General features: G+C 62.8%; 18 protein-coding genes and 2 tRNA genes. All 20 read left to right on the top strand.

From position 1 onward, the window contains the following. Positions 1-56 precede the first annotated feature (56 nt). The 20 genes from tig to nuoN all read left to right on the top strand — a co-directional run bounded on the left by tig (position 57) and on the right by nuoN (position 20,402). Positions 57-1,394, top strand: coding sequence for a trigger factor (gene tig, locus OQZ28_RS04015; protein WP_458135204.1), 1,338 nt, complete (start codon positions 57-59; stop codon positions 1,392-1,394). Between the two features lie 264 nt (positions 1,395-1,658). Next, positions 1,659-2,294, top strand: coding sequence for an ATP-dependent Clp protease proteolytic subunit (locus OQZ28_RS04020; RefSeq protein WP_061272180.1), 636 nt, complete (start codon positions 1,659-1,661; stop codon positions 2,292-2,294). 134 nt (positions 2,295-2,428) lie between these two features. Continuing rightward, positions 2,429-3,688, top strand: coding sequence for an ATP-dependent Clp protease ATP-binding subunit ClpX (clpX, locus tag OQZ28_RS04025; protein WP_078524412.1), 1,260 nt, complete (start codon positions 2,429-2,431; stop codon positions 3,686-3,688). A 162-nt stretch (positions 3,689-3,850) separates the two neighbouring features. Further along, positions 3,851-6,346 (top strand): endopeptidase La, encoded by a 2,496-nt coding sequence (gene lon, locus OQZ28_RS04030; protein ID WP_458135205.1) that lies wholly within the window; start codon positions 3,851-3,853, stop codon positions 6,344-6,346. Positions 6,347-6,527: 181 nt separating this feature from the next. Then, a complete protein-coding gene (locus OQZ28_RS04035) occupies positions 6,528-6,815 on the top strand; it encodes an HU family DNA-binding protein (protein WP_061272185.1) in 288 nt (95 codons plus the stop codon). Positions 6,816-6,898: 83 nt separating this feature from the next. Then, positions 6,899-6,973 (top strand) — tRNA-Val (locus OQZ28_RS04040). Between the two features lie 34 nt (positions 6,974-7,007). Beyond that, a tRNA-Asp gene (locus tag OQZ28_RS04045) sits at positions 7,008-7,084 on the top strand. 293 nt (positions 7,085-7,377) lie between these two features. After that, positions 7,378-7,743 (top strand): NADH-quinone oxidoreductase subunit A, encoded by a 366-nt coding sequence (locus OQZ28_RS04050; RefSeq protein WP_061272187.1) that lies wholly within the window; start codon positions 7,378-7,380, stop codon positions 7,741-7,743. A gap of 23 nt (positions 7,744-7,766) precedes the next feature. Next, positions 7,767-8,348 carry a NuoB/complex I 20 kDa subunit family protein gene (locus OQZ28_RS04055; RefSeq protein ID WP_061272189.1) on the top strand — a complete coding sequence of 194 codons (582 nt, stop codon included), beginning with the start codon at positions 7,767-7,769 and terminating at the stop codon, positions 8,346-8,348. 91 nt (positions 8,349-8,439) lie between these two features. Beyond that, positions 8,440-9,006: an NADH-quinone oxidoreductase subunit C gene (locus tag OQZ28_RS04060; protein ID WP_408884446.1), complete on the top strand. Its 567-nt coding sequence runs from the start codon at positions 8,440-8,442 to the stop codon at positions 9,004-9,006. 4 nt (positions 9,007-9,010) lie between these two features. Further along, complete coding sequence (locus OQZ28_RS04065; protein WP_130730520.1) at positions 9,011-10,267, top strand: NADH-quinone oxidoreductase subunit D; 1,257 nt, start codon at positions 9,011-9,013, stop codon at positions 10,265-10,267. A gap of 5 nt (positions 10,268-10,272) precedes the next feature. After that, on the top strand, positions 10,273-10,923 hold the full coding sequence (locus tag OQZ28_RS04070; RefSeq protein WP_458135206.1) for a complex I 24 kDa subunit family protein: 651 nt from the start codon (positions 10,273-10,275) through the stop codon (positions 10,921-10,923). 5 nt (positions 10,924-10,928) lie between these two features. After that, positions 10,929-12,254: an NADH-quinone oxidoreductase subunit NuoF gene (gene nuoF, locus OQZ28_RS04075; RefSeq protein ID WP_458135207.1), complete on the top strand. Its 1,326-nt coding sequence runs from the start codon at positions 10,929-10,931 to the stop codon at positions 12,252-12,254. A gap of 5 nt (positions 12,255-12,259) precedes the next feature. After that, positions 12,260-14,326: an NADH-quinone oxidoreductase subunit NuoG gene (nuoG, locus tag OQZ28_RS04080; RefSeq protein ID WP_458135208.1), complete on the top strand. Its 2,067-nt coding sequence runs from the start codon at positions 12,260-12,262 to the stop codon at positions 14,324-14,326. A 4-nt stretch (positions 14,327-14,330) separates the two neighbouring features. Continuing rightward, complete coding sequence (nuoH, locus tag OQZ28_RS04085; RefSeq protein WP_061272199.1) at positions 14,331-15,353, top strand: NADH-quinone oxidoreductase subunit NuoH; 1,023 nt, start codon at positions 14,331-14,333, stop codon at positions 15,351-15,353. Beyond that, a complete protein-coding gene (gene nuoI, locus OQZ28_RS04090) occupies positions 15,353-15,841 on the top strand; it encodes an NADH-quinone oxidoreductase subunit NuoI (protein ID WP_061272200.1) in 489 nt (162 codons plus the stop codon). The genes nuoH and nuoI overlap by 1 nt, the downstream gene beginning before the upstream one ends. 78 nt (positions 15,842-15,919) lie before the next feature. Then, positions 15,920-16,693 carry an NADH-quinone oxidoreductase subunit J gene (locus tag OQZ28_RS04095; RefSeq protein ID WP_130730516.1) on the top strand — a complete coding sequence of 258 codons (774 nt, stop codon included), beginning with the start codon at positions 15,920-15,922 and terminating at the stop codon, positions 16,691-16,693. Beyond that, positions 16,686-17,009 (top strand): NADH-quinone oxidoreductase subunit NuoK, encoded by a 324-nt coding sequence (gene nuoK / locus OQZ28_RS04100; protein WP_078524400.1) that lies wholly within the window; start codon positions 16,686-16,688, stop codon positions 17,007-17,009. The genes OQZ28_RS04095 and nuoK overlap by 8 nt, the downstream gene beginning before the upstream one ends. Before the next feature lie 5 nt (positions 17,010-17,014). Continuing rightward, positions 17,015-18,952 (top strand): NADH-quinone oxidoreductase subunit L, encoded by a 1,938-nt coding sequence (gene nuoL, locus OQZ28_RS04105; RefSeq protein WP_458135209.1) that lies wholly within the window; start codon positions 17,015-17,017, stop codon positions 18,950-18,952. 25 nt (positions 18,953-18,977) lie between these two features. Next, complete coding sequence (gene nuoN, locus OQZ28_RS04110; protein WP_458135210.1) at positions 18,978-20,402, top strand: NADH-quinone oxidoreductase subunit NuoN; 1,425 nt, start codon at positions 18,978-18,980, stop codon at positions 20,400-20,402. Position 20,403 lies beyond the last annotated feature (1 nt).

Below are 20,403 nucleotides of genomic sequence, written 5' to 3' on the forward strand. Positions count from 1 at the left end.
CCCAACCGGCTTCTTGCGTTCTTTGACACGTTCTGACCGAGAGGATGGCCTGGCAGATGCAGGTTACTGAAACGCTTTCCGATGGCCTGAAGCGCGGTTTCACCGTTACGGTGCCCGCAGCAGAAATCGAGAGCAAGCGCACCGCGCGCCTGAAAGAAGTTGGACAGTCCATGAAGCTGCCGGGTTTCCGCCCGGGCAAGGTGCCGATGAGCATCCTGCAGCAGCGTTATGGCGAATCCGTGCAGGGTGAGGTGATGGAGCAGGTCGTAAGCGACGCGACCCGCACCCTGCTTGACGAGCGCGGCCTGCGCCCTGCCATGCAGCCGAAGGTTGACCTCGTTTCGGGCAGCGAGCCGGGCAGCAAGGAAGACCTGAAGTTCACGGTCGAATTCGAGGTCCTGCCCGAGATCACCATTCCCGACCTGTCCACCCTGTCGCTCGTGCGCCTCAAGTCCGAGGTGAATGCCGAGACGGTGGACAAGGCGCTCAAGGAAATTGCGAGCCGCCAGCGCGAGTTCGAGAAGGTCGAGGAAGACCGCCCCGCCGCCGATGGCGACGTGGTGACGGTGGACTTCGTGGGCAAGGTTGACGGCACGGCCTTTGAAGGCGGCTCCGCTGACGACGTGAATGTCGAACTCGGCGGCGCGGGCTTCATTCCCGGTTTTGCCGAGCAGATCGTGGGCATGAAGGCCGGTGAAGAAAAAGTGATCACCGTCACCTTCCCCGCCGATTACGGCGCGGAGCACCTTGCGGGCAAGGAAGCCACCTTCGACATCAAGGTCAAGGAGCTCAAGCGCCCGATTGAAGCCAAGATCGACGACGAGCTGGCCAAGAAGCTCGGCTTCGAGGGGCTGGAGCAGGTGCGCGAGCTGATTACGCAGCAGGTCACGCAGGAATATGACCAGCTTTCCCGCCTGCGCCTCAAGCGCGAGCTGCTCGACAAGCTGGCCGAAAAGACCGACTTCCAGGCGCCTCCGGGCATGGTCGAGGCCGAGTTCGGCCAGATCTGGGCCCGCATCGAGGAAGACCGCAAGGCCGGCCGCCTCGATGAGGAAGACAAGGACAAGGACGAGGACACCCTGCGCGCCGACTATCGCAAGATTGCCGAGCGCCGCGTGAAGCTCGGCCTGCTGCTGGCTGAAATCGGTCGTGTGAACAACATCACCGTGACCCAGGAAGAAATCGTTCACGCCGTCCGGGCCGAAGCCGCGCGCTATCCGGGCCAGGAACAGGCCGTGTTCGAATATTTCAGCAAGAACCCGCAGGCGATCGATGGCCTGCGTGGCCCGATCTTCGAGAACAAGGTCATCGACTACATCGTCGAGCTGGCCAAGGTCGAGGACAAGGTCGTGACGCCGGAAGAACTGGCCGAAATGCCGGAAGCTGACGTCTGATCCGCTCTGGCGGCATAGGTAACGCCTGCGGCGCGCGGAAGGGGACTTCCGCGCGCCGTATGTGTTTGTGGATAGGGGAACACGCCCCGATTGTGCGGCCCGTTTCTGGCAAAATGACAGGGGTGGGGTGGTATCTGGCGTGTTTGTCTCTATTTTGTCATAAGTAACCGGGAAGGGTCCGGCTGCGCCTGCGCTGTCCGTGCCTCCTGCACCGGGCGGGTAACGTGGAACGGGCCCTTGCTTTTCAGGATCGGGAATATGGCTATGAGGGATCGGGATCCCGTAGAGATCTTCAATAACGCTCTGGTACCGATGGTGGTCGAGCAGACCTCCCGCGGGGAACGGGCATTCGACATCTATTCCCGCCTTCTGCAGGAACGGATCATCTTTCTTACCGGGCCGGTCTATGACCAGGTCTCGGCGCTGGTTTCCGCGCAGCTGCTTTATCTGGAAAGCGTGAACCCCAGCAAGGAAATCTCGTTCTACATCAACAGCCCCGGCGGCGTGGTGTCGGCGGGGCTCGCCATCTATGACACCATGCAGTACATCCGCTGCCCCGTCAGCACGGTGTGCATCGGGCAGGCGGCCTCGATGGGGTCGCTGCTGCTGGCAGGCGGCGAGAAGGGGCGGCGATTCGCGCTGCCCAACTCGCGCGTCATGGTGCACCAGCCTTCAGGCGGGGCGCAGGGCCAGGCCAGCGACATCGAGATCCAGGCGCAGGAAATCCTGACCATTCGCCAGCGCCTGAACGAGATCTACAAGGAGCACACCGGCCGCACGCTCGAGGAGATCGAGCAGAAGCTGGAGCGCGACAGCTACATGTCTGCCGAAGAGGCGCAGGCATTCGGCATTGTGGATGAAGTGGTCCGTCGTAACGTTGCATCAAAACCTGCAGAGTAATCTGCATCAGGGGGCGCGTTCGCAGGCGCGCTCCCGGCCCCGGTGGGGAAGGATTGCCTGCGGCGGTCCAGGCAGCGTTTTTTGCCCGGTCGCAAGGTATGGAGAAGTTCCCCCAGGCGGGAATAGGAGCGGTTATGAATAACAAGTCCGGCGATTCCAAGAATACGCTTTACTGCTCGTTCTGCGGCAAGTCGCAGCATGAGGTCCGCAAACTGATCGCCGGTCCCACCGTGTTCATTTGCGATGAATGCGTCGAATTGTGCATGGATATCATCCGTGAGGAACACAAGACGCATCTGGTCAAGTCGCGCGACGGGGTGCCTACGCCGCGTGAGATCTGCAAGATTCTCGATGATTACGTCATCGGGCAGGGTCATGCGAAGAAGGTGCTGTCGGTTGCGGTGCATAACCACTACAAGCGCCTCGCCCATGCCCAGAAGAACAATGATGTCGAGATTGCAAAATCCAACATCATGCTCATCGGCCCCACCGGCTCGGGCAAGACCCTGCTGGCCCAGACGCTGGCCCGCATCCTTGACGTGCCCTTCACCATGGCCGACGCCACCACCCTGACCGAAGCGGGCTACGTGGGCGAGGATGTGGAGAACATCATCCTCAAGCTTTTGCAGGCGGCCGACTACAATGTGGAGAAGGCCCAGCGCGGTATTGTCTATATCGACGAGATCGACAAGATCTCGCGCAAGTCGGACAACCCCTCCATCACGCGCGACGTGAGCGGCGAGGGCGTGCAGCAGGCGCTGCTCAAGATCATGGAAGGCACCGTGGCCTCCGTGCCGCCGCAGGGCGGGCGCAAGCATCCGCAGCAGGAATTCCTGCAGGTGGACACCACCAACATGCTGTTCATCTGCGGTGGCGCGTTCGCGGGGCTGGACAAGATCATCAGCGCGCGCGGCAAGGGCTCGGGCATCGGCTTTGGCGCCGATGTGCAGTCGCCCGACGAGCGGCGCATGGGCGCCGTGCTGCGCGAGGTGGAGCCCGAGGACCTGCTGAAATTCGGCCTGATCCCCGAGTTCATCGGTCGCCTGCCCGTGGTCGCCACGCTCGAGGACCTTGATGAGGCAGCCCTGATCGAGATCCTGACCAAGCCCAAGAACGCGCTCGTCAAGCAGTATGCCCGCCTGTTCCAGATGGAGGACGTGCAGCTCACCTTTACCGAGGATGCGCTGCGCCAGGTGGCCCAGCGCGCCATTGCGCGGCGCACGGGCGCCCGTGGCCTGCGCGCCATTCTCGAGAGCATCCTGCTGTCGACCATGTTCGACCTTCCCGGCCTGAAGAATGTCGAGGAAGTGGTGGTCAACAAGGAAGTGGCCGAGGGCAAGGCGCAGCCCGTCTATGTGTATGGCAAGAACCAGCCGGCCGAACAGTCCGCCTGACGGTCTGGCCGCTTTACGCCGAATTGTCGCCACCGGGCTTGTGGTGGTGGCGCGTCGTGACAACATTGAAGTGAGGTTGTCGCATATGCGGCGCAACGGATGGGCAGGCCACATGGTTGGGTGCCCATCCGGGATCGTCCATCAGGAGGTCAAAAAAACAATATGTCTGAAACTGACAGACTGACTCCCGTGCCTGAAGGCACGGAAACCACCGAGACCAATACGGCCGGCACCCCCGTCGCCACCACGCGTGGCGTGGAGGAGGCTGAAGACGACACGACGCGTGACACGATTGCTGTCCTGCCCCTGCGCGATATTGTCGTCTTTCCGCACATGATCGTGCCCCTGTTCGTGGGGCGCGAGAAGTCCGTCCGCGCACTTGAGGCGGTGACGCGCAGCGACAAGCAGATCCTGCTCGTGGCCCAGAAGAACGCGGCGCAGGATGACCCGACGCCCGATGACATCTATCGCTACGGCACGGTCTCCACCATCCTGCAGCTGCTCAAGCTGCCCGATGGCACGGTCAAGGTGCTTGTCGAGGGCGGCAGGCGCGCCCACATCACTGCGCTGCACGAAGTCGATGGCCACTTCGAGGCCGAGATCGAGGACGTGCCCGAGCAGGAAACCGACGGCAAGGAAGCCGAGGCCATCGGCCGCACGCTGATCGGCCAGTTCGAGCAGTACATCAAGCTGAACAAGAAGATCGCGCCCGAGGTGCTGGTCTCGCTCAACCAGATTGATGACCTGTCGAAGCTGGCGGACACCATTGCCAGCCACCTGAACCTGAAGATTCCCGAAAAGCAGGAAATCCTCGAGATCCAGGACGTGAATGCACGCCTGGAGCGGGTTTTCGCGCATATGGAAGCCGAGATCGGCGTGCTCCAGGTGGAAAAGCGCATCCGGAACCGCGTGAAGCGGCAGATGGAAAAGACCCAGCGCGAGTACTACCTCAACGAGCAGCTCAAGGCGATCCAGAAGGAACTGGGCGAAGGCGAGGACGGCAAGGACGAGACCGCCGAGCTTGAGGAAAAAATCGCCAAGACCAAGCTGAGCAAGGAAGCGCGCGAAAAGGCCCTGGCCGAGCTGAAGAAGCTGCGGAGCATGAGCCCGATGTCCGCCGAGTCGACGGTGGTGCGCAACTATCTCGACTGGATTCTGGGCATTCCGTGGAAGAAGCGCTCGAAGGTCCGCCATGACCTGTCCGAGGCCCAGAAGGTGCTCGACACCGACCATTACGGGCTGGAGAAGGTCAAGGAACGCATCATCGAGTACCTGGCCGTGCAGAGTCGCGCCCAGAAGCTCAAGGGGCCGATCCTGTGCCTTGTGGGGCCGCCGGGCGTGGGCAAGACCTCGCTTGCCAAGTCCATCGCCAAGGCAACGGGGCGGCAGTATGTGCGCATGTCGCTTGGTGGCATGCGCGACGAGGCCGAGATCCGTGGCCACCGCCGCACCTATATCGGCTCCATGCCCGGCAAGATCATCCAGGGTATGAAGAAGGCCAAGACCTCGAATCCGCTGTTCCTGCTTGATGAGATCGACAAGCTCGGTGCCGACTGGCGCGGCGATCCGTCTTCCGCCCTGCTCGAAGTGCTGGACCCCGAGCAGAATTCGACCTTTGGCGATCACTATCTCGAGGTCGATTATGACCTGTCGGATGTGATGTTCATCACCACCGCCAACAGCCTGAACATGCCCCAGCCGCTGCTGGACCGCATGGAGATCATCCGCCTGTCGGGCTACACGGAGGACGAGAAGGTCGAGATTGCCAAGCGCCACCTGCTGGGCAAGCAGACGGAGGCCAACAACCTCAAGCCGGGCGAGTGGTCGGTGTCCGATGATGCCCTGCGCGAACTGATTCGCAGCTACACGCGTGAAGCGGGCGTGCGTAACCTCGAGCGCGAAATCGCGACACTGGCCCGCAAGGCCGTGACCGAGATCGTGACTGGCAAGGCCAAGACCGTGGCGATCACGGCCGAGAACCTTGAAAAATACGCAGGCGTGAAGCGATTCCGCCATGGCGAGACCGAGTCGGAAGACATGGTCGGAGTCGTGACCGGGCTGGCCTGGACCGAAGTGGGCGGGGAAATCCTGACCATCGAAAGCGTGATGGTGCCCGGCAAGGGCAACGTCAAGCTGACCGGCAAGCTCGGCGATGTGATGAAGGAAAGTGTCGCGGCTGCATTGTCCTATGTGCGTAGCCGTGCGGTGACCTTCGGCATCAGCCCCGACCTATTTGAAAAGCGCGACCTGCACGTGCACGTGCCCGAGGGCGCCACGCCCAAGGATGGCCCTTCGGCCGGTATCGCCATGGCCACCTCGATCGTGAGCGTGATGACGGGCATCCCCGTGCGGCGCGACGTGGGCATGACCGGCGAAATCACGCTGCGTGGCCGCGTGCTGCCGATTGGCGGCCTGAAGGAGAAGCTGCTGGCCGCTCACCGCGCGGGGCTCAGGACCATTTTCATCCCCAAGGATAACGAGAAGGACCTGGTGGACATCCCCACGGTGGTGACCGAGGCGCTGACCATCCTGCCGGTCTCGCATGTGGATGAAGTGATTGGCCAGGCGCTGGTGGAAAAGCCCGAGCCGATCGAGTGGACGGAGCCGGTGGCCGCTCCTTCCACCGAAGGGGCCGCAACACCTGCATTGACGCATTGAGCGCCGTAGGGCAGGGGTGCGTGGTCGCAAAAATGTCATGATGGAGGGGAATGACGGTTTTCTCTGTCATTCCCCGAATTCTGTTGGTTGACGTGAGAAAAAACAGCGGCATAGTGCGAGCAGAAATGCGGCGCGATGTTTGAACGATTGCGTAAGCGCACAGTACAAAGAAAGGCGTAAAATGGAGAAGCCACTTAACAAGCAGGAACTGGTTGCTGCGGTAGCCGAGGAAGCCGATCTGGCCAAAGCCAAGGCTGGCGAAGTGGTTGATGCGGTTTTCGGTGCAATCGAAAAGGCGCTGGCAAACAATCAGGAAGTTCGCCTGGTCGGTTTCGGCACGTTCGTTACGGCGACCCGCAAGGCCGCCAAGGGCCGCAACCCCCGCACGGGTGAACCGCTGGACATTCCGGAATCCACGTCCGTGCGTTTCAAGCCCGGCAAGAACCTGAAGGAAGCGGTCAGCAAGTAAGACCGCCTGTTTTCAGGAAAAAAAAGAGGGGGCAATCCATTTTCCGGGTTGCCCCCTTTTTTGTAATCCCTTACTAGGGGCGCGGGCGATTAGCTTAGCGGTAGAGCATCTCGTTTACACCGAGAGGGTCGGCGGTTCGATCCCGTCATCGCCCACCATGTCTTCCTGTGTTAGTACGGGAACATGCCCCATGCGGGTGTAGCTCAGTTGGTTAGAGCGCCGGCCTGTCACGCCGGAGGTCGCGGGTTCGAGCCCCGTCACTCGCGCCATTATGGCGCACAGCCCCTCATCATGTTCCGCACCACGCCAGATGCCATTGCACTGGCGTTTTTTTTATGCCTGTTTTTCCACACGGAAAAATGAGAACAATAAATCGTGCTATTATGGTCATGACCAAATAGTGTTGACGGAAGCGTTACTGTATTCATCTTCACGGTAATGTTCATGACTGCACACGGTTAAGTAACTGTTCCCCCCACGGTGTTGGGTCTAGCATCCCTTCAGCCACACATAAGTCGATAAAGACACCGGGCGGCGTATTAACAGGTTGGGAACACGGAAGATGCATTCCGTTATCGCTGATTATTTACCCGTGCTGATATTCGGGTGCATTGCTGTGGTGATCGCGGGGGCCATGCTGGGCAGTTCGCTGCTTTTTGGCCACCAGAAACCCTATGCCGAGAAAACGTCGGCCTATGAATGTGGTTTCGAGGCATTTGACAATGCCCGCCGCCGTTTTGACGTGCGGTTCTATCTGGTGGCGATCCTGTTCATCATTTTCGACCTTGAGGTCGCTTTCCTCTTTCCCTGGGCGCTCAGCCTGTCGCGCATCGGCTGGTTCGGCTTTGCTTCCATGATGGGTTTCCTCGGCGTTCTGGTGGTCGGCTTCATTTACGAATGGAGCAAGGGCGCGCTGGACTGGGATTGAGCATGACAAGGGGAGGCGCCCCAATGGGCAACGACGATACATCAGGGCCAGGCCGGCCCGCTGACAGCATTGCCTGGAACCGCGAGATGCTACCCCCGGGGCCGGAGCAGGATGCGGTGATCAAGGGCATCACCGGCGAGATGACGGAAAAGGGCTTTGTCGTCGCCAGTCTCGACAAGCTGGTCAACTGGGGGCGCACGGGCAGCCTGTGGCCCATGTCGTTCGGGCTGGCCTGCTGTGCGGTGGAAATGATCCACGCCTACATGCCGCGCTATGACCTCGACCGCATGGGCATCATTCCGCGTGGCTCGCCACGCCAGTCCGATGTGATGATCGTGGCGGGCACGCTGACCAACAAGATGGCCCCGGCCCTGCGCCGCGTGTACGACCAGATGGCCGAGCCGCGCTGGGTCATCTCCATGGGGTCATGCGCCAATGGGGGCGGGTATTACCATTATTCCTACTCCGTCGTGCGCGGGTGTGACCGGATCGTGCCGGTGGATGTGTACGTGCCCGGCTGCCCGCCCACGGCGGAGGCGCTGATCTACGGCATCCTGCAACTGCAGAAGAAGATCCGCAGGACAGGGACAATCCGCCGTGGCTGAGGCACAGAACCTTCCCGCAGGCCAGCCACGTGGGGTCACGGGCAGCCTGGGGGCCATCAGCTTCCGGCTTTCCACCACCGTGCCGGGCATCATGTCCGCCGGCATCGAAAAAGGCGAGCTAGTGGTGCGCACCACGCGTGACCGCCTGCTTTCGCTCATGACCATGCTGCGCGATGACCCGCTTTATGCCTGCCAGCAGGTGATGGACATATGTGGCGTGGATTTTCCCGACCGGGCCGAGCGGTTCGAGGTGGTCTACAACCTGCTCTCGGTTACCCATAACCACCGCATCCGCGTGATCGTGACCACGGACGAGACCCATCCCGTGCCGTCGGTGCACCAGCTCTGGCCTGCCGCCACATGGTGGGAGCGCGAGGCGTATGACCTGTTCGGCATCCTGTTCACCGACCAGCCGGACCTGCGCCGCATCCTGACCGATTACGGCTTCGAGGGGCATCCGCTGCGTAAGGACTTCCCGCTGACCGGCTATGTCGAGATGCGGTACGACGAGGAACGGCGGCAGGTGGTCTATGAACCGGTCGATCTGGTGCAGGACTTCCGCAATTTCGAATTTGAATCGCCATGGGAAGGCATCCTGACCCTGCCGGGCGATGAAAAGGCGCATGCCGACCGCCACGACATCAAGCGAAAGGGCTGAGCCGATGAGCGATGTCACCCTGCGTAGCGATACGGACATTCCCGACAGCCTGCTGCCAGAAGAACCCGATGGCGAGGTGAAGCGCCATGTGGTGGAGATCGACTCCCACGCGCTGAACTTCGGCCCCCAGCACCCCTCCGCCCACGGCGTGCTGCGGCTGGTGCTGGAGATGGAGGGCGAGGTCGTGGCCCGCGCCATCCCGCATGTGGGGCTTTTGCATCGCGGCACGGAAAAGCTGATCGAATACAAGACCTACCCCAAGGCGCTGCCGTATTTCGACCGGCTCGATTACGTCTCGCCCATGTGCGAGGAGCAGGCCTTCGCGCTGGCGGTGGAAAAGCTGCTCGACATCGAGGCCCCGGACCGCGCGAAGTGGATCCGGGTGATGTTTGCCGAGATCACGCGCATCCTCAACCATATCCTCAACCTGACCTCCTTCGGGCTGGATTGTGGCGCGTTGACGCCCGCGCTGTGGGGATATGAGGAACGCGAGAAGCTTATCGAGTTCTATGAGGCCGCATCCGGCGCGCGCTTCCATGCCAATTACGTCCGCCCCGGCGGCGTGGCGCAGGACCTGCCCGCGGGGCTGGAGGAACGCATCGCCAACTGGGCGCGCACCTTCCCGCAATGGATTGATGACCTTGAAAGCCTGCTGACCAGCAACCGCATCTGGAAGCAGCGCACGGTGGGCATTGGCGTGTTCACCACCGAGCAGGCGCTGGCCTGGGGCTTCAGCGGGCCGTGCCTGCGGGCCTCCGGCGTGCCATGGGACCTGCGCCGCAGCCAGCCCTATGACAATTATGACAAGGTGCAGTTCAACGTGCCCGTAGGCCGTCAGGGCGACTGCTATGACCGCTACCTCGTGCGCGTGGCCGAGATGCGCGAGAGCGTGAAGATCATCAACCAGTGCCTCGAGCAGATCCGCCCCGGCCCGGTCAAGGTGCTCGACCACAAGATCACGCCCCCGCCACGGCGCGAGATGAAGCGCTCGATGGAGGCGCTGATCCATCATTTCAAGCTGTTTACCGAAGGCTATCACGTGCCTCCGGGCGCCACCTACACCGTGACCGAAACGCCCAAGGGCGAGTTTGGCGTGTATCTGGTGGCCGATGGCAGCAACCGGCCGTATCGCTGCAAGATCCGGCCCACGGGTTTTTCCCATCTCCAGGCAATCGACGAGATGTCGCGCCGGCACATGCTGGCGGATGCCGTAGCCATCATCGGGTCGCTCGACCTGGTGTTTGGCGAGATTGACAGGTGACCGACATGTCCACCCAGCCCACTGCGCCCACGGGCGCGGAACCGACCCATTTCGCATTTGATGCCGAGAGCGAGCAGCAGATCGCGGTGATCCTTGCCAAATACCCGCCCGAGCGCAAGGCAAGCGGCGTGCTGCCGCTGCTTTACGTGGTGCAGAAGCAGATGGGCCGCCAGACCGGCAGCGCGTGGATACCGCGTATTGCCATGGATGTGGTGGCCGAGCGCCTCGAGATGGCGCCGATCCGGGTGTACGAAGTCGCGACCTTCTACCTCATGTTCAACACGAAGCCGATCGGCCGCTACCACCTGCAGGTCTGCACCACCACATCATGCTGGCTGCGCGGGTCGGATGATGTGACGGCGGCCTGCAAAAAGGCCACCGGCATCAGGGCGTTTGGCGAGACCAGCACGGACGGGCTGTTCACCCTGACGGAGGTGGAATGCCTCGGCGCCTGCGCCAATGCGCCGATTTTGCAGGTTGATGATGATTATTACGAGGATCTCGACGGTCCGCGCACGCTTGAGCTGATCGAGGCCCTGAAGCGTGGCGAGCACCCCACGCCCGGCCCCACCATCGACCGCCTCAATTCAGCCCCGGCAGGCGGGCGCAGGGTGCTGGTGGATGAGACGGCGGCCAAGCCGCAGGGACAGGGGTAAGGCGCATGTTGCAAGACAAGGACCGCATCTTCACCAACCTGTATGGCCAGGGTGACTGGACGCTGACCGGAGCCCGCGCCCGGGGCGACTGGGATGGCACGGCGGAAATCCTGGCGCGCGGGCGCGATGCCATCATTGGCGAGATGAAGGCATCCGGCCTGCGCGGGCGCGGCGGCGCGGGCTTTCCCACCGGGGTCAAGTGGTCGTTCATGCCGCGCAAGAATGACGGGCGGCCGCATTACCTTGTCATCAACGGCGATGAGTCCGAACCCGGTACCTGCAAGGACCGCGAGATCCTGCGCCACGACCCGCACAAGCTGGTGGAAAGCGCGCTGATCGCCTCTTTCGCCATGGGGGCGCATGCGGCCTATATCTACATTCGCGGCGAGTTCTACAACGAGGCCATGCACCTCCAGCACGCCATTGACGAGGCGTATGAGGCGGGCCTGATCGGCCCGAACGCCTGCGGCTCGGGCTGGGATTTCGACTTCTACATCCACCGTGGCGCGGGCGCTTACATATGCGGCGAGGAAACGGCCCTGCTCGAAAGCCTTGAGGGCAAGAAGGGCCAGCCACGTATGAAGCCGCCTTTCCCCGCCGCCATGGGCCTGTATGGCTGCCCCACCACGGTCAACAACGTGGAAAGCATTGCGGTTTCCGCCACCATCCTGCGGCGCGGGGGGGCCTGGTTTGCGGGGCTGGGGCGGCCCAACAACGCGGGCAGCAAGCTCATGGCCATATCGGGCCACGTCAACACGCCCTGCGTGTTTGAAGAAGAGCTTGGCGTGCCGATGCGCGAGATCATTGAAAAGCATGGCGGCGGCGTGCGCGGCGGGTGGGACAACCTGCTGGCCGTCATCCCCGGTGGCTGCTCGGTGCCCATGCTGCCGCGTGATGTGTGCGAGAGCGTGCTGATGGATTACGACAGCCTGCGCGCCGAAGGCTCCGGCCTTGGCACCGGCTGCATGATCGTGATGGACAGATCCACCGACATCATCGCGGCCATCGCCCGGTTCTCGAAATTCTTCAAGCATGAGAGCTGTGGCCAGTGCACGCCGTGCCGCGAGGGCACGGGCTGGATGATGCGCATCATGGAACGCATGGTGGAAGGCCGCGCCGAGATCGAGGAAATCGACATGCTCGAGCAGGTCACCCGCCAGGTCGAGGGCCACACCATCTGCGCGCTGGGCGATGCGGCGGCGTGGCCCATACAGGGGCTGATCCGCCGGTTCCGCCCGGTCATGGAGGAACGCATCCACGCCTACAAGGCGGCGCATGGCGGCGGCCGACCGGTGCAGGTGCCCACCGGCCTTGTTGAAGCGGCGGAGTAGGAACAGTGGTCAAAGTAACCGTTGACGGTATTGTGGTCGATGTCGCGCCCGGTTCTTCCGCGCTACAGGCGTGCGAGGCGGCGGGCAAGGAAATACCGCGCTTTTGCTACCATGAGCGGCTGTCGGTCGCGGGCAACTGCCGCATGTGCCTTGTTGAAGTATCAGGCGGGCGCAAGCCGGTGGCTTCATGCGGCTTTCCCATCAGCAATGGCATGCAGATCTTTACCGACACCGAGGTGGTGCGCCGTGCCCGCCGGGCGGTGATGGAGTTCCTGCTCATCAACCACCCGCTTGACTGCCCCATCTGCGACCAGGGTGGCGAGTGCGACCTGCAGGACCAGGCCTTTGGCTACGGGGCGGATCATTCGCGCTACCGCGAGAACAAGCGCGCGGTGACCGACAAGTATCTCGGCCCGCTGGTCAAGACGGTGATGACGCGCTGCATCCAGTGCACGCGCTGCATCCGCTTTTCCACCGAGGTGGCTGGCGTGCCGGAACTCGGCGGCGTGTCACGCGGCGAGAACCTCGAGATCACCAATTATGTCGAGAAGGCGCTGACATCCGAACTGTCAGGCAACCTGATCGATATCTGCCCCGTGGGCGCGCTGACCTCACAACCCTACGCCTTCAGCGCCCGCCCGTGGGAGCTCAAGCGCACGGACTCCATTGATGTGTGCGACGCGGTGGGCGCCAACATCGTCATGCAGGCCCGCGGGGCATCGGTGCTGCGCATCGTGCCGCGCATCAATGATGAAGTGAACGAGGAATGGCTGGCCGACAAGGGGCGCTTCGTGGTCGATGGCTTCCGCCGTCGCCGCCTTGACCGGCCCTGGGTGCGGGTGGACGGCAAACTCCAGCCCGCAGGCTGGGCAGATGCGTTCTCGCTCATCGCAACGCGCCTCAAGGGCGTGCCGGGTGCCCGCATCGGCGCAATCGCAGGCGACATGTGCGACGCCGAGAGCCTGATGGCGCTGAAAGACCTGATGGGCATGCTCGGCTCGCCCAATATCGACTGCCGTCAGGATGGCGCGCGTTACGATACATCCCGCCGTGACTTCTATACCTTCAATACCGGTATCGCAGGCATTGACGAGGCGGATGCGCTGCTGATCGTAGGCTCCATCCCCCGGCAGGAAGCCCCGGTGCTCAATGCCCGCATCCGCAGGCGGTTTGTCGATGCGGGACGGGGCAAATTCCCCATCGCCATGATCGGCGCGCCCAATGCCGACCCGACCTACACCGCCACCGTGCTGGGCGAGGGGCCGGACACGCTGGCCAAACTTGCGGCAGGCGAACTGCCTTTTGCCGAGGTGCTGGCCAACGCGAAGAACCCCATGATCATCGTGGGCCACGGCGCGCTGACCCGCCCCGACGGCCAGGCCATTGCAAAGGCCTGCTGGGACCTTGCGGTGCAGATGGATGCCATCCGCCCCGACTGGCATGGCTTCAACGTGCTGCACACGGCGGCGAGCCGCATGGCGGCCCTTGACCTTGGCCTCGTGCCCGGCCCGCAGGGGCGTGATGTGGCGGGTATGCTGGGCGGCGGGGTGGACGTGCTGTGGCTGATGGGCGCCGATGAATTCGCGGTGCATGACATCGGGCCGGACACCTTCGTCATCTATCAGGGCCATCATGGTGATGCGGGGGCCGGGCGGGCGGATGTGATCCTGCCGGGCGCGCTCTATGCCGAAAAACCGGGCACCTACACCAATACCGAAGGCCGCGTGCAACGCGCCTTCCGCGCGGTCATGCCGCCGGGGGATGCGCGCGAGGACTGGCGCATCCTGCGTGCCTTCTCGGAGGTGGCGGGCCGCAAGCTGCCCTATGACACGATCGAGGCCCTGCGCGCGCGGATGGCGCAGGCGCACCCGGCCTATGGGCAGGCGGACCATGCCCGCCTTGGCGCGGCGGATACGACCGCCCCGCAGCCGGGCAGCGTGGCAGTCGCGGCAACGCCCTTTCATCCGGTCATTGCCGATTATTACCTGACCCATGCCGTGTGCCGCGCAAGCCCGACCATGGAAACCTGTTCGGGGATTTACGTGCGCCCCGCAACCGAGGCGGCGGAGTAGGGACATGGCGGATTTCTTCTTTCACACCACGCTTGGCCAGCTTCTGCTGATCGTGCTGGAATCCCTTGCGGTGCTCGTGCCGCTGCTGCTGGGCGTGGCCTACCTTACGCTGGCCGAGCGCAAGGTGATGGCCGCGATGCAGTTGCGCAAGGGGCCGAACGTGAACGGTCCGTTCGGCGTGCTGCAGGCCTTTGCCGATGCCATCAAGATGCTGACCAAGGAGACGGTCATCCCGTCTGGTGCCAACCGGATGCTGTTCCTGTTTGCACCCTTCCTCACCTTCTCGCTGGCGATGATTGCGTGGGCGGTCATTCCCACCGGCAACGGGCTGGCCATCGCCAACATCAACGTGGGCATCCTCTACCTGCTGGCCATCTCATCGCTCGGTGTTTACGGCATGCTGATTGCGGGCTGGGCGTCGAACTCCAAATACGCCTTTCTCGGCGGGTTGCGGTCGGCGGCGCAGATGGTGTCGTATGAGGTGTCCATCGGGCTGGTGATCGTGTCGGTGCTGCTGGCGGTGGGCAGCCTCAACCTCAACGACATCGTGCTGGCGCAGCGCCATGTGTGGTTCTGCCTGCCCATGTTCCCGATGTTCATCGTGTTCTTCATCTCGGCCCTGGCCGAGACCAACCGCGCGCCGTTCGACCTGCCCGAGGGCGAGAGCGAACTGGTGGCAGGCTTTTTCGTGGAATATTCGGCGCTCGCCTTCGGCCTGTTCTTCCTGGGTGAATACGCGAACATGTTCCTCATGTCCGGCATGGTCAGCATCCTGTTCCTGGGTGGCTGGCTGCCGCCGCTGGCCATTGCACCCTTTACATGGATACCGGGGCCTCTGTGGCTGATCGCCAAGATCCTGTTCTGCCTGTTCGTGTTCATCTGGGTGCGCGCGACATTTCCCCGCTACCGCTACGACCAACTCATGCGGCTGGGATGGAAGGTGTTCCTGCCGTTCTCGCTGGCGTGGATGGTGCTGACTGCGGGGTTCCTGATGGTAACGGGCCTTCTGCCCGGAGGAGCTGGCTGATGAATGCGTTAACCAAAGCCGCCCGCTCCATGCTGCTCGCCGAGCTTGCGGCAGGCATGGGGGCAACGCTGAAGGCGTTTTTCAAGCCCAAGGCCACGATCAACTACCCCTATGAGAAAGGCGTGCTTTCGCCGCGCTTTCGCGGCGAGCATGCGCTGCGCCGCTACCCCAATGGCGAGGAACGCTGCATTGCGTGCAAGCTGTGCGAGGCAACGTGCCCTGCCGAGGCGATCACCATCGAGGCCGAACCGCGTGATGACGGCTCGCGCCGCACCACGCGCTACGACATCGACATGACCAAATGCATCTATTGCGGCCTGTGCGAGGAAGCCTGCCCGGTGGATGCGATTGTCGAAGGGCCGAATTATGAGTTCGCGACCGAAACCCGCGAAGAACTGATGTACGACAAGGACAAGCTGCTGGCCAATGGCGACCGCTGGGAAAGCGTGCTGGCCCGCAGGCTCGAGCTTGATGCCCCGTACCGCTGAGCGCGCCCGGCCGCCCCGGCGCGTGCCGGAGTGGCGGAGCGAGCAGGAGGAAACATCCATGCGGCAGGAAACCTACCCATGATGACCCAGATTGTCTTTTACGTTTTTGCTGCGGTTCTGGTCCTGTCCGCCACCATGGTGGTGAGCGCGCGCAACCCCGTGCATTCGGTGCTGTTCCTGATCCTTGCGTTCTTCAACGCAGCCGGCCTGTTCCTGATCGCGGGTGCGGAGTTCCTGGCGATGACGCTAGTCATTGTCTATGTGGGCGCGGTAGCAGTCCTGTTCCTGTTCGTGGTGATGATGCTGGATGTCAACTTCACGCAGATGCGCGAAGGCGTGCAGCGTTACGCGCCCATTGGCGGGGTCGTGGGCGGGGTTTTGTTCATTGAACTGCTCATGGCGTTCATGCACTGGCGCGCGGCGACCAATATCGGGCAGATCGCGCATCTCGTGCCCTCGTCGCCCACGCGCACCAACACGGCGGCGCTGGGGGATGTGATCTACACCCACTACATCTTCCTGTTCCAGGCCTGCGCGCTGGTGCTGCTCGTGGCCATGATCGGGGCCATCGTGCTCACCCTGCGCGAGCGGCCCACAGGACGGCGGCAGAACATCGACCGCCAGCACGACCGCATGGTGGCGGACTCACTTGAAATGCTGCAGGTGCCGCTTGGCGCGGGCGTTGATGCGCAGGGCGGCTTCCTGCGCCCGCGTGAGAGCTACGACATCGCCGCCGTGCCCGGCACCTATGGCACCGCGGCCTGGAGCGAGGCGGAAGCACGGGACGCTGACGGCACCGCGCTGGTGATCAAGACGCCCGCAAATGGCACGAAAGGAGAGGGCGATGAATAGCCCGATTGAGGCCATCGGCCTGACACCCTACCTGAGCATTGGCGCGATCCTACTGGTGCTGGGCGTGTTCGGCATTTTTCTCAACCGCAAGAACGTCATCATCATCCTGATGTCGATCGAGCTGATCCTGCTTTCGGCCAATATCAATTTCGTGGCGTTCTCGGCTGCGACCGGCGACCTGTCGGGGCAGGTGATGACCCTGTTCGTGCTGACCATCGCGGCGGCGGAATCCGCCATCGGGCTGGCCATTGTCACGGTGTATTTCCGTAATCGCGGCTCAATTGAAGTCGACGATATTACGATGATGAAGGGGTAAGGGACATGCAGGCGGCATCCTTCCTGTTTGAAGTCGCGGTCTTCGCGCCCCTGATCGGGTTTCTCCTCGCCGGTGGCTTTGGCCGCCTGATGGGCGACAGTGCTGCGCGGTTCACCACCATTGCCCTCATGCTGTGCGCGGCGCTGTCCGCCATTGGCGTGCTGGGCTTCGAGATGGGGGGCGTGAACCCCATCGTCGTGCCGGTAGCCGACTGGATCCACGCAGCGGGCTTTGAGGCCGACTGGCAGCTGCGCATGGACATGCTCTCGGTCAGCGTGGTGGCCATGGTCACCACCGTGTCGCTGCTGGTGCATGTGTACAGCGTGGGCTACATGGCGCATGAGGCGCAGCCGGTGTACCGCTTCTTCGCCTATCTCTCGTTGTTTACCTTCGCCATGCTCATGCTGGTCACGTCCGACAACCTGCTCCAGCTCTTCTTCGGCTGGGAAGGGGTGGGGCTCGCGAGCTACCTGCTGATCGGCTACTGGTATGATCGGCCTGCGGCCTGCGCTGCCGCCATCAAGGCGTTCGTGGTCAACCGCATTGCCGACCTGTTCTTCCTTGTCGGTATCTCGCTCATCTACATCCGGCTGGGCAGCGTGTCGTATGATGCGATCTTCGCCGCCATTCCCTACCACGTGCATGACACGTTCCAGCTTTTCGGCACGCATCCACTGCTGGAGGTGATCGCCACCCTGCTGTTTATCGGCGCCATGGGCAAGTCGGCGCAGCTGTTCCTGCACACCTGGCTGCCTGATGCGATGGAGGGGCCAACCCCGGTTTCCGCCCTGATTCATGCGGCCACCATGGTCACGGCGGGGGTATTCCTGATGGTGCGCATGTCGCCGCTGGTGGAACTGGCACCCGTAACGCGCGACCTGATCATTCTCATTGGTGGAACCACCAGCTTTTTTGCCGCAACCGTTGGGCTGGTGCAGCCCGACATCAAGCGCACCATTGCCTATTCCACCTGCTCGCAGCTTGGCTACATGTTCGTGGCCGTTGGCGTGGGGGCCTATCAGGCGTCGATGTTTCACCTCACCACGCATGCCTTCTTCAAGGCGCTTCTGTTCCTTGGGGCGGGCTGCGTGATCCATGCCGTGCATGACGAGCAGGACATGTTCCGCATGGGCGGGCTGTGGCGCAAGATTCCCTATACCTACGCCGCCATGTGGATTGGCAGCCTCGCACTTGCCGGTATCTTCCCGTTCGCGGGCTACTGGTCGAAGGACGCCATTCTGGAGGCCGCATGGATGTCGGATTCCACGATGGGCCATTATGGCTGGGTCATGGGCTGCATCACCGCGTTCCTCACCGCGCTGTATAGCTGGCGGCTGATCTTCCTGGTGTTTCATGGCCAGCCGCGTGATGCGCACCTGCACGAAGGCGCGCATGAAAGCCCGCCGTCCATGATGGTGCCTCTCGCCGTCCTGTCGGTGGGGGCCGTGCTGGCGGGTGTGGTGCTGGCGCCGTTCTATGTGGGGGCCAACCAGGCCGGGTTCTGGGGCGGGACGATTGCCAGCCTGCCAGGGCATGACATCATGGAGCGCCTTGAACAGACACCGGGCCTGATTGCGCTGGTGCCGACCCTTGCTGGCGTTGCGGGCATTGCGGTGGCCTATCTGTGCTACATGGCAAGCCCCGGCATTCCGGCAGCACTCGCCCGCAGCCTGCGCCCGCTTTACCTGTTCCTGCTCAACAAATGGTATTTCGACGAGGTGTACGATGCCGTGTTCGTGCGCCCCTACTGCGCGCTGGCGCGGCTGTTGTGGAAGGGGGCTGACGAAGGGATTGTCGAAGGCATACCCGAAGGGCTGGCCAGGCTTGCCGCAGGCACTGCAGGCCAGGCCGTGCGGGTGCAGACCGGGTCGATGGCGGTCTATGCCTTTTCCATGCTGATCGGGCTGGTGGTGCTGCTGACCACCATCCTGTTCGCCAGCTAACCCCCAGGATGTCAGGGCCAAACCAATGAACTGGACACTTGCTCTGCCCGAAATCGTGCTGGCCCTGTCCGGGCTGGTCATCCTGCTGGCCGGGGTGATGCAAAAGCGCGGTCAGGCTTTCTTTTCATGCACGATGATGACGCTGTTCGCCCTGGTGGTGACGGCGGCGCTGGTGGTGCTCTCGCCCGATGGCACGGGTTACAGCCATGTTTTCATCAATGATGGCTTTGCGCGCTTCATGAAGGTGCTGGCGCTGGCGGGGGCGGCGCTCTCGCTGGTGCTGGGCATCGGCTATGCGCGCGAGATGGAAATCGACAAATTCGAGTTCCCCGTGTTGGTGCTGTTCTCGACCCTTGGCGCCATGATCATGGCCTCATCGGGCAACCTCATGACGCTGTTCGTGGGGCTCGAGCTTTCCTCGCTGTCCATCTACATCCTGTGTGCGTTTGCGCGCGACCAGGTTACGGCGGCGGAGGCGGGGCTGAAATACTTCGTGCTCGGCTCGCTGGCCTCGGGCATCCTGCTTTATGGCATTTCGCTGGCCTATGGCTTTGCGGGCACGCTGGATTATGCCGGGCTGCAGCAGGCGGTGCGCGGCAGCGCCGTGCTGCCCGCGGGGCTTATGGTGGGCATCGTGTTCGTGCTGGTGGGGCTGTGCTTCAAGCTGTCCATGGTGCCGTTCCATATGTGGACACCCGATGTGTACCAGGGTGCCCCCACCTCGGTCACCGCCTATATGGCAGGTGCCCCCAAGATCGCGGCATTCGCCGTGCTGCTGCGGGTCATGGCCGGGCCGTTCGGCTCCATGGCGCACCAGTGGCAGCTGCTGATCGAGGTGGTCTCGGCGGCGTCGATGGTGTTTGGCGCATTCGCCGCCATCCCGCAGGGCAACATCAAGCGGCTCATGGCGTATTCCTCCATCGGGCATATGGGCTACGCCATGATCGGCCTTGCGGCGGGTACGGCGGAGGGCACGCGCGGCACGCTGGTCTATCTGGTGACGTATCTGTTCATGAACGTGGGCGCGTTCGCGGGCATCGTGGCCATGCGGCGCAAGGGCCGCGCGGTCAGCCGCATCAGCGACCTTGCGGGGCTGGGCCGCAGCGACCCGGGCATGGCGCTGGCCATGGCGGTGTTCATGTTCTCCATGGCGGGCGCACCGCCGCTGGCGGGCTTCTTTGGCAAGCTTATGGTGTTCTATGCCGCGATCAACGCGCAGCTTTACGGGCTGGCGGCAATCGGTATCATCAGTAGCGTGATCGGGGCGTATTATTATATACGCATCGTCAAGATCATGTTTTTTGATGCTGCTGCCCCCGCACTTGATCGCGCGCCGGTTTCGGTCTCGTTCGTTTCCGCTGGCATGGGGCTGGTCACGGTGTTCTTCATCGTAGCCCTCGGCCCGGTTGCCACGGCGGCACAGGCGGCGGCGGCTGCATTGTTCAGGTAGT

Source organism: Komagataeibacter sp. NFXK3, assembly GCF_054182245.1.

Bases quoted from the DNA above. Each gene is read 5' to 3' on its own strand.
- tig (WP_458135204.1), top strand. From the start codon at position 57: ATGCAGGTTACTGAAACGCTTTCCGATGGCCTGAAGCGCGGTTTCACC.
- OQZ28_RS04020 (WP_061272180.1), top strand. From the start codon at position 1,659: ATGAGGGATCGGGATCCCGTAGAGATCTTCAATAACGCTCTGGTACCG.
- clpX (WP_078524412.1), top strand. From the start codon at position 2,429: ATGAATAACAAGTCCGGCGATTCCAAGAATACGCTTTACTGCTCGTTC.
- lon (WP_458135205.1), top strand. From the start codon at position 3,851: ATGTCTGAAACTGACAGACTGACTCCCGTGCCTGAAGGCACGGAAACC.
- OQZ28_RS04035 (WP_061272185.1), top strand. From the start codon at position 6,528: ATGGAGAAGCCACTTAACAAGCAGGAACTGGTTGCTGCGGTAGCCGAG.
- OQZ28_RS04050 (WP_061272187.1), top strand. From the start codon at position 7,378: ATGCATTCCGTTATCGCTGATTATTTACCCGTGCTGATATTCGGGTGC.
- OQZ28_RS04055 (WP_061272189.1), top strand. From the start codon at position 7,767: ATGGGCAACGACGATACATCAGGGCCAGGCCGGCCCGCTGACAGCATT.
- OQZ28_RS04060 (WP_408884446.1), top strand. From the start codon at position 8,440: ATGTCCGCCGGCATCGAAAAAGGCGAGCTAGTGGTGCGCACCACGCGT.
- OQZ28_RS04065 (WP_130730520.1), top strand. From the start codon at position 9,011: ATGAGCGATGTCACCCTGCGTAGCGATACGGACATTCCCGACAGCCTG.
- OQZ28_RS04070 (WP_458135206.1), top strand. From the start codon at position 10,273: ATGTCCACCCAGCCCACTGCGCCCACGGGCGCGGAACCGACCCATTTC.
- nuoF (WP_458135207.1), top strand. From the start codon at position 10,929: ATGTTGCAAGACAAGGACCGCATCTTCACCAACCTGTATGGCCAGGGT.
- nuoH (WP_061272199.1), top strand. From the start codon at position 14,331: ATGGCGGATTTCTTCTTTCACACCACGCTTGGCCAGCTTCTGCTGATC.
- nuoI (WP_061272200.1), top strand. From the start codon at position 15,353: ATGAATGCGTTAACCAAAGCCGCCCGCTCCATGCTGCTCGCCGAGCTT.
- OQZ28_RS04095 (WP_130730516.1), top strand. From the start codon at position 15,920: ATGATGACCCAGATTGTCTTTTACGTTTTTGCTGCGGTTCTGGTCCTG.
- nuoK (WP_078524400.1), top strand. From the start codon at position 16,686: ATGAATAGCCCGATTGAGGCCATCGGCCTGACACCCTACCTGAGCATT.
- nuoL (WP_458135209.1), top strand. From the start codon at position 17,015: ATGCAGGCGGCATCCTTCCTGTTTGAAGTCGCGGTCTTCGCGCCCCTG.
- nuoN (WP_458135210.1), top strand. From the start codon at position 18,978: ATGAACTGGACACTTGCTCTGCCCGAAATCGTGCTGGCCCTGTCCGGG.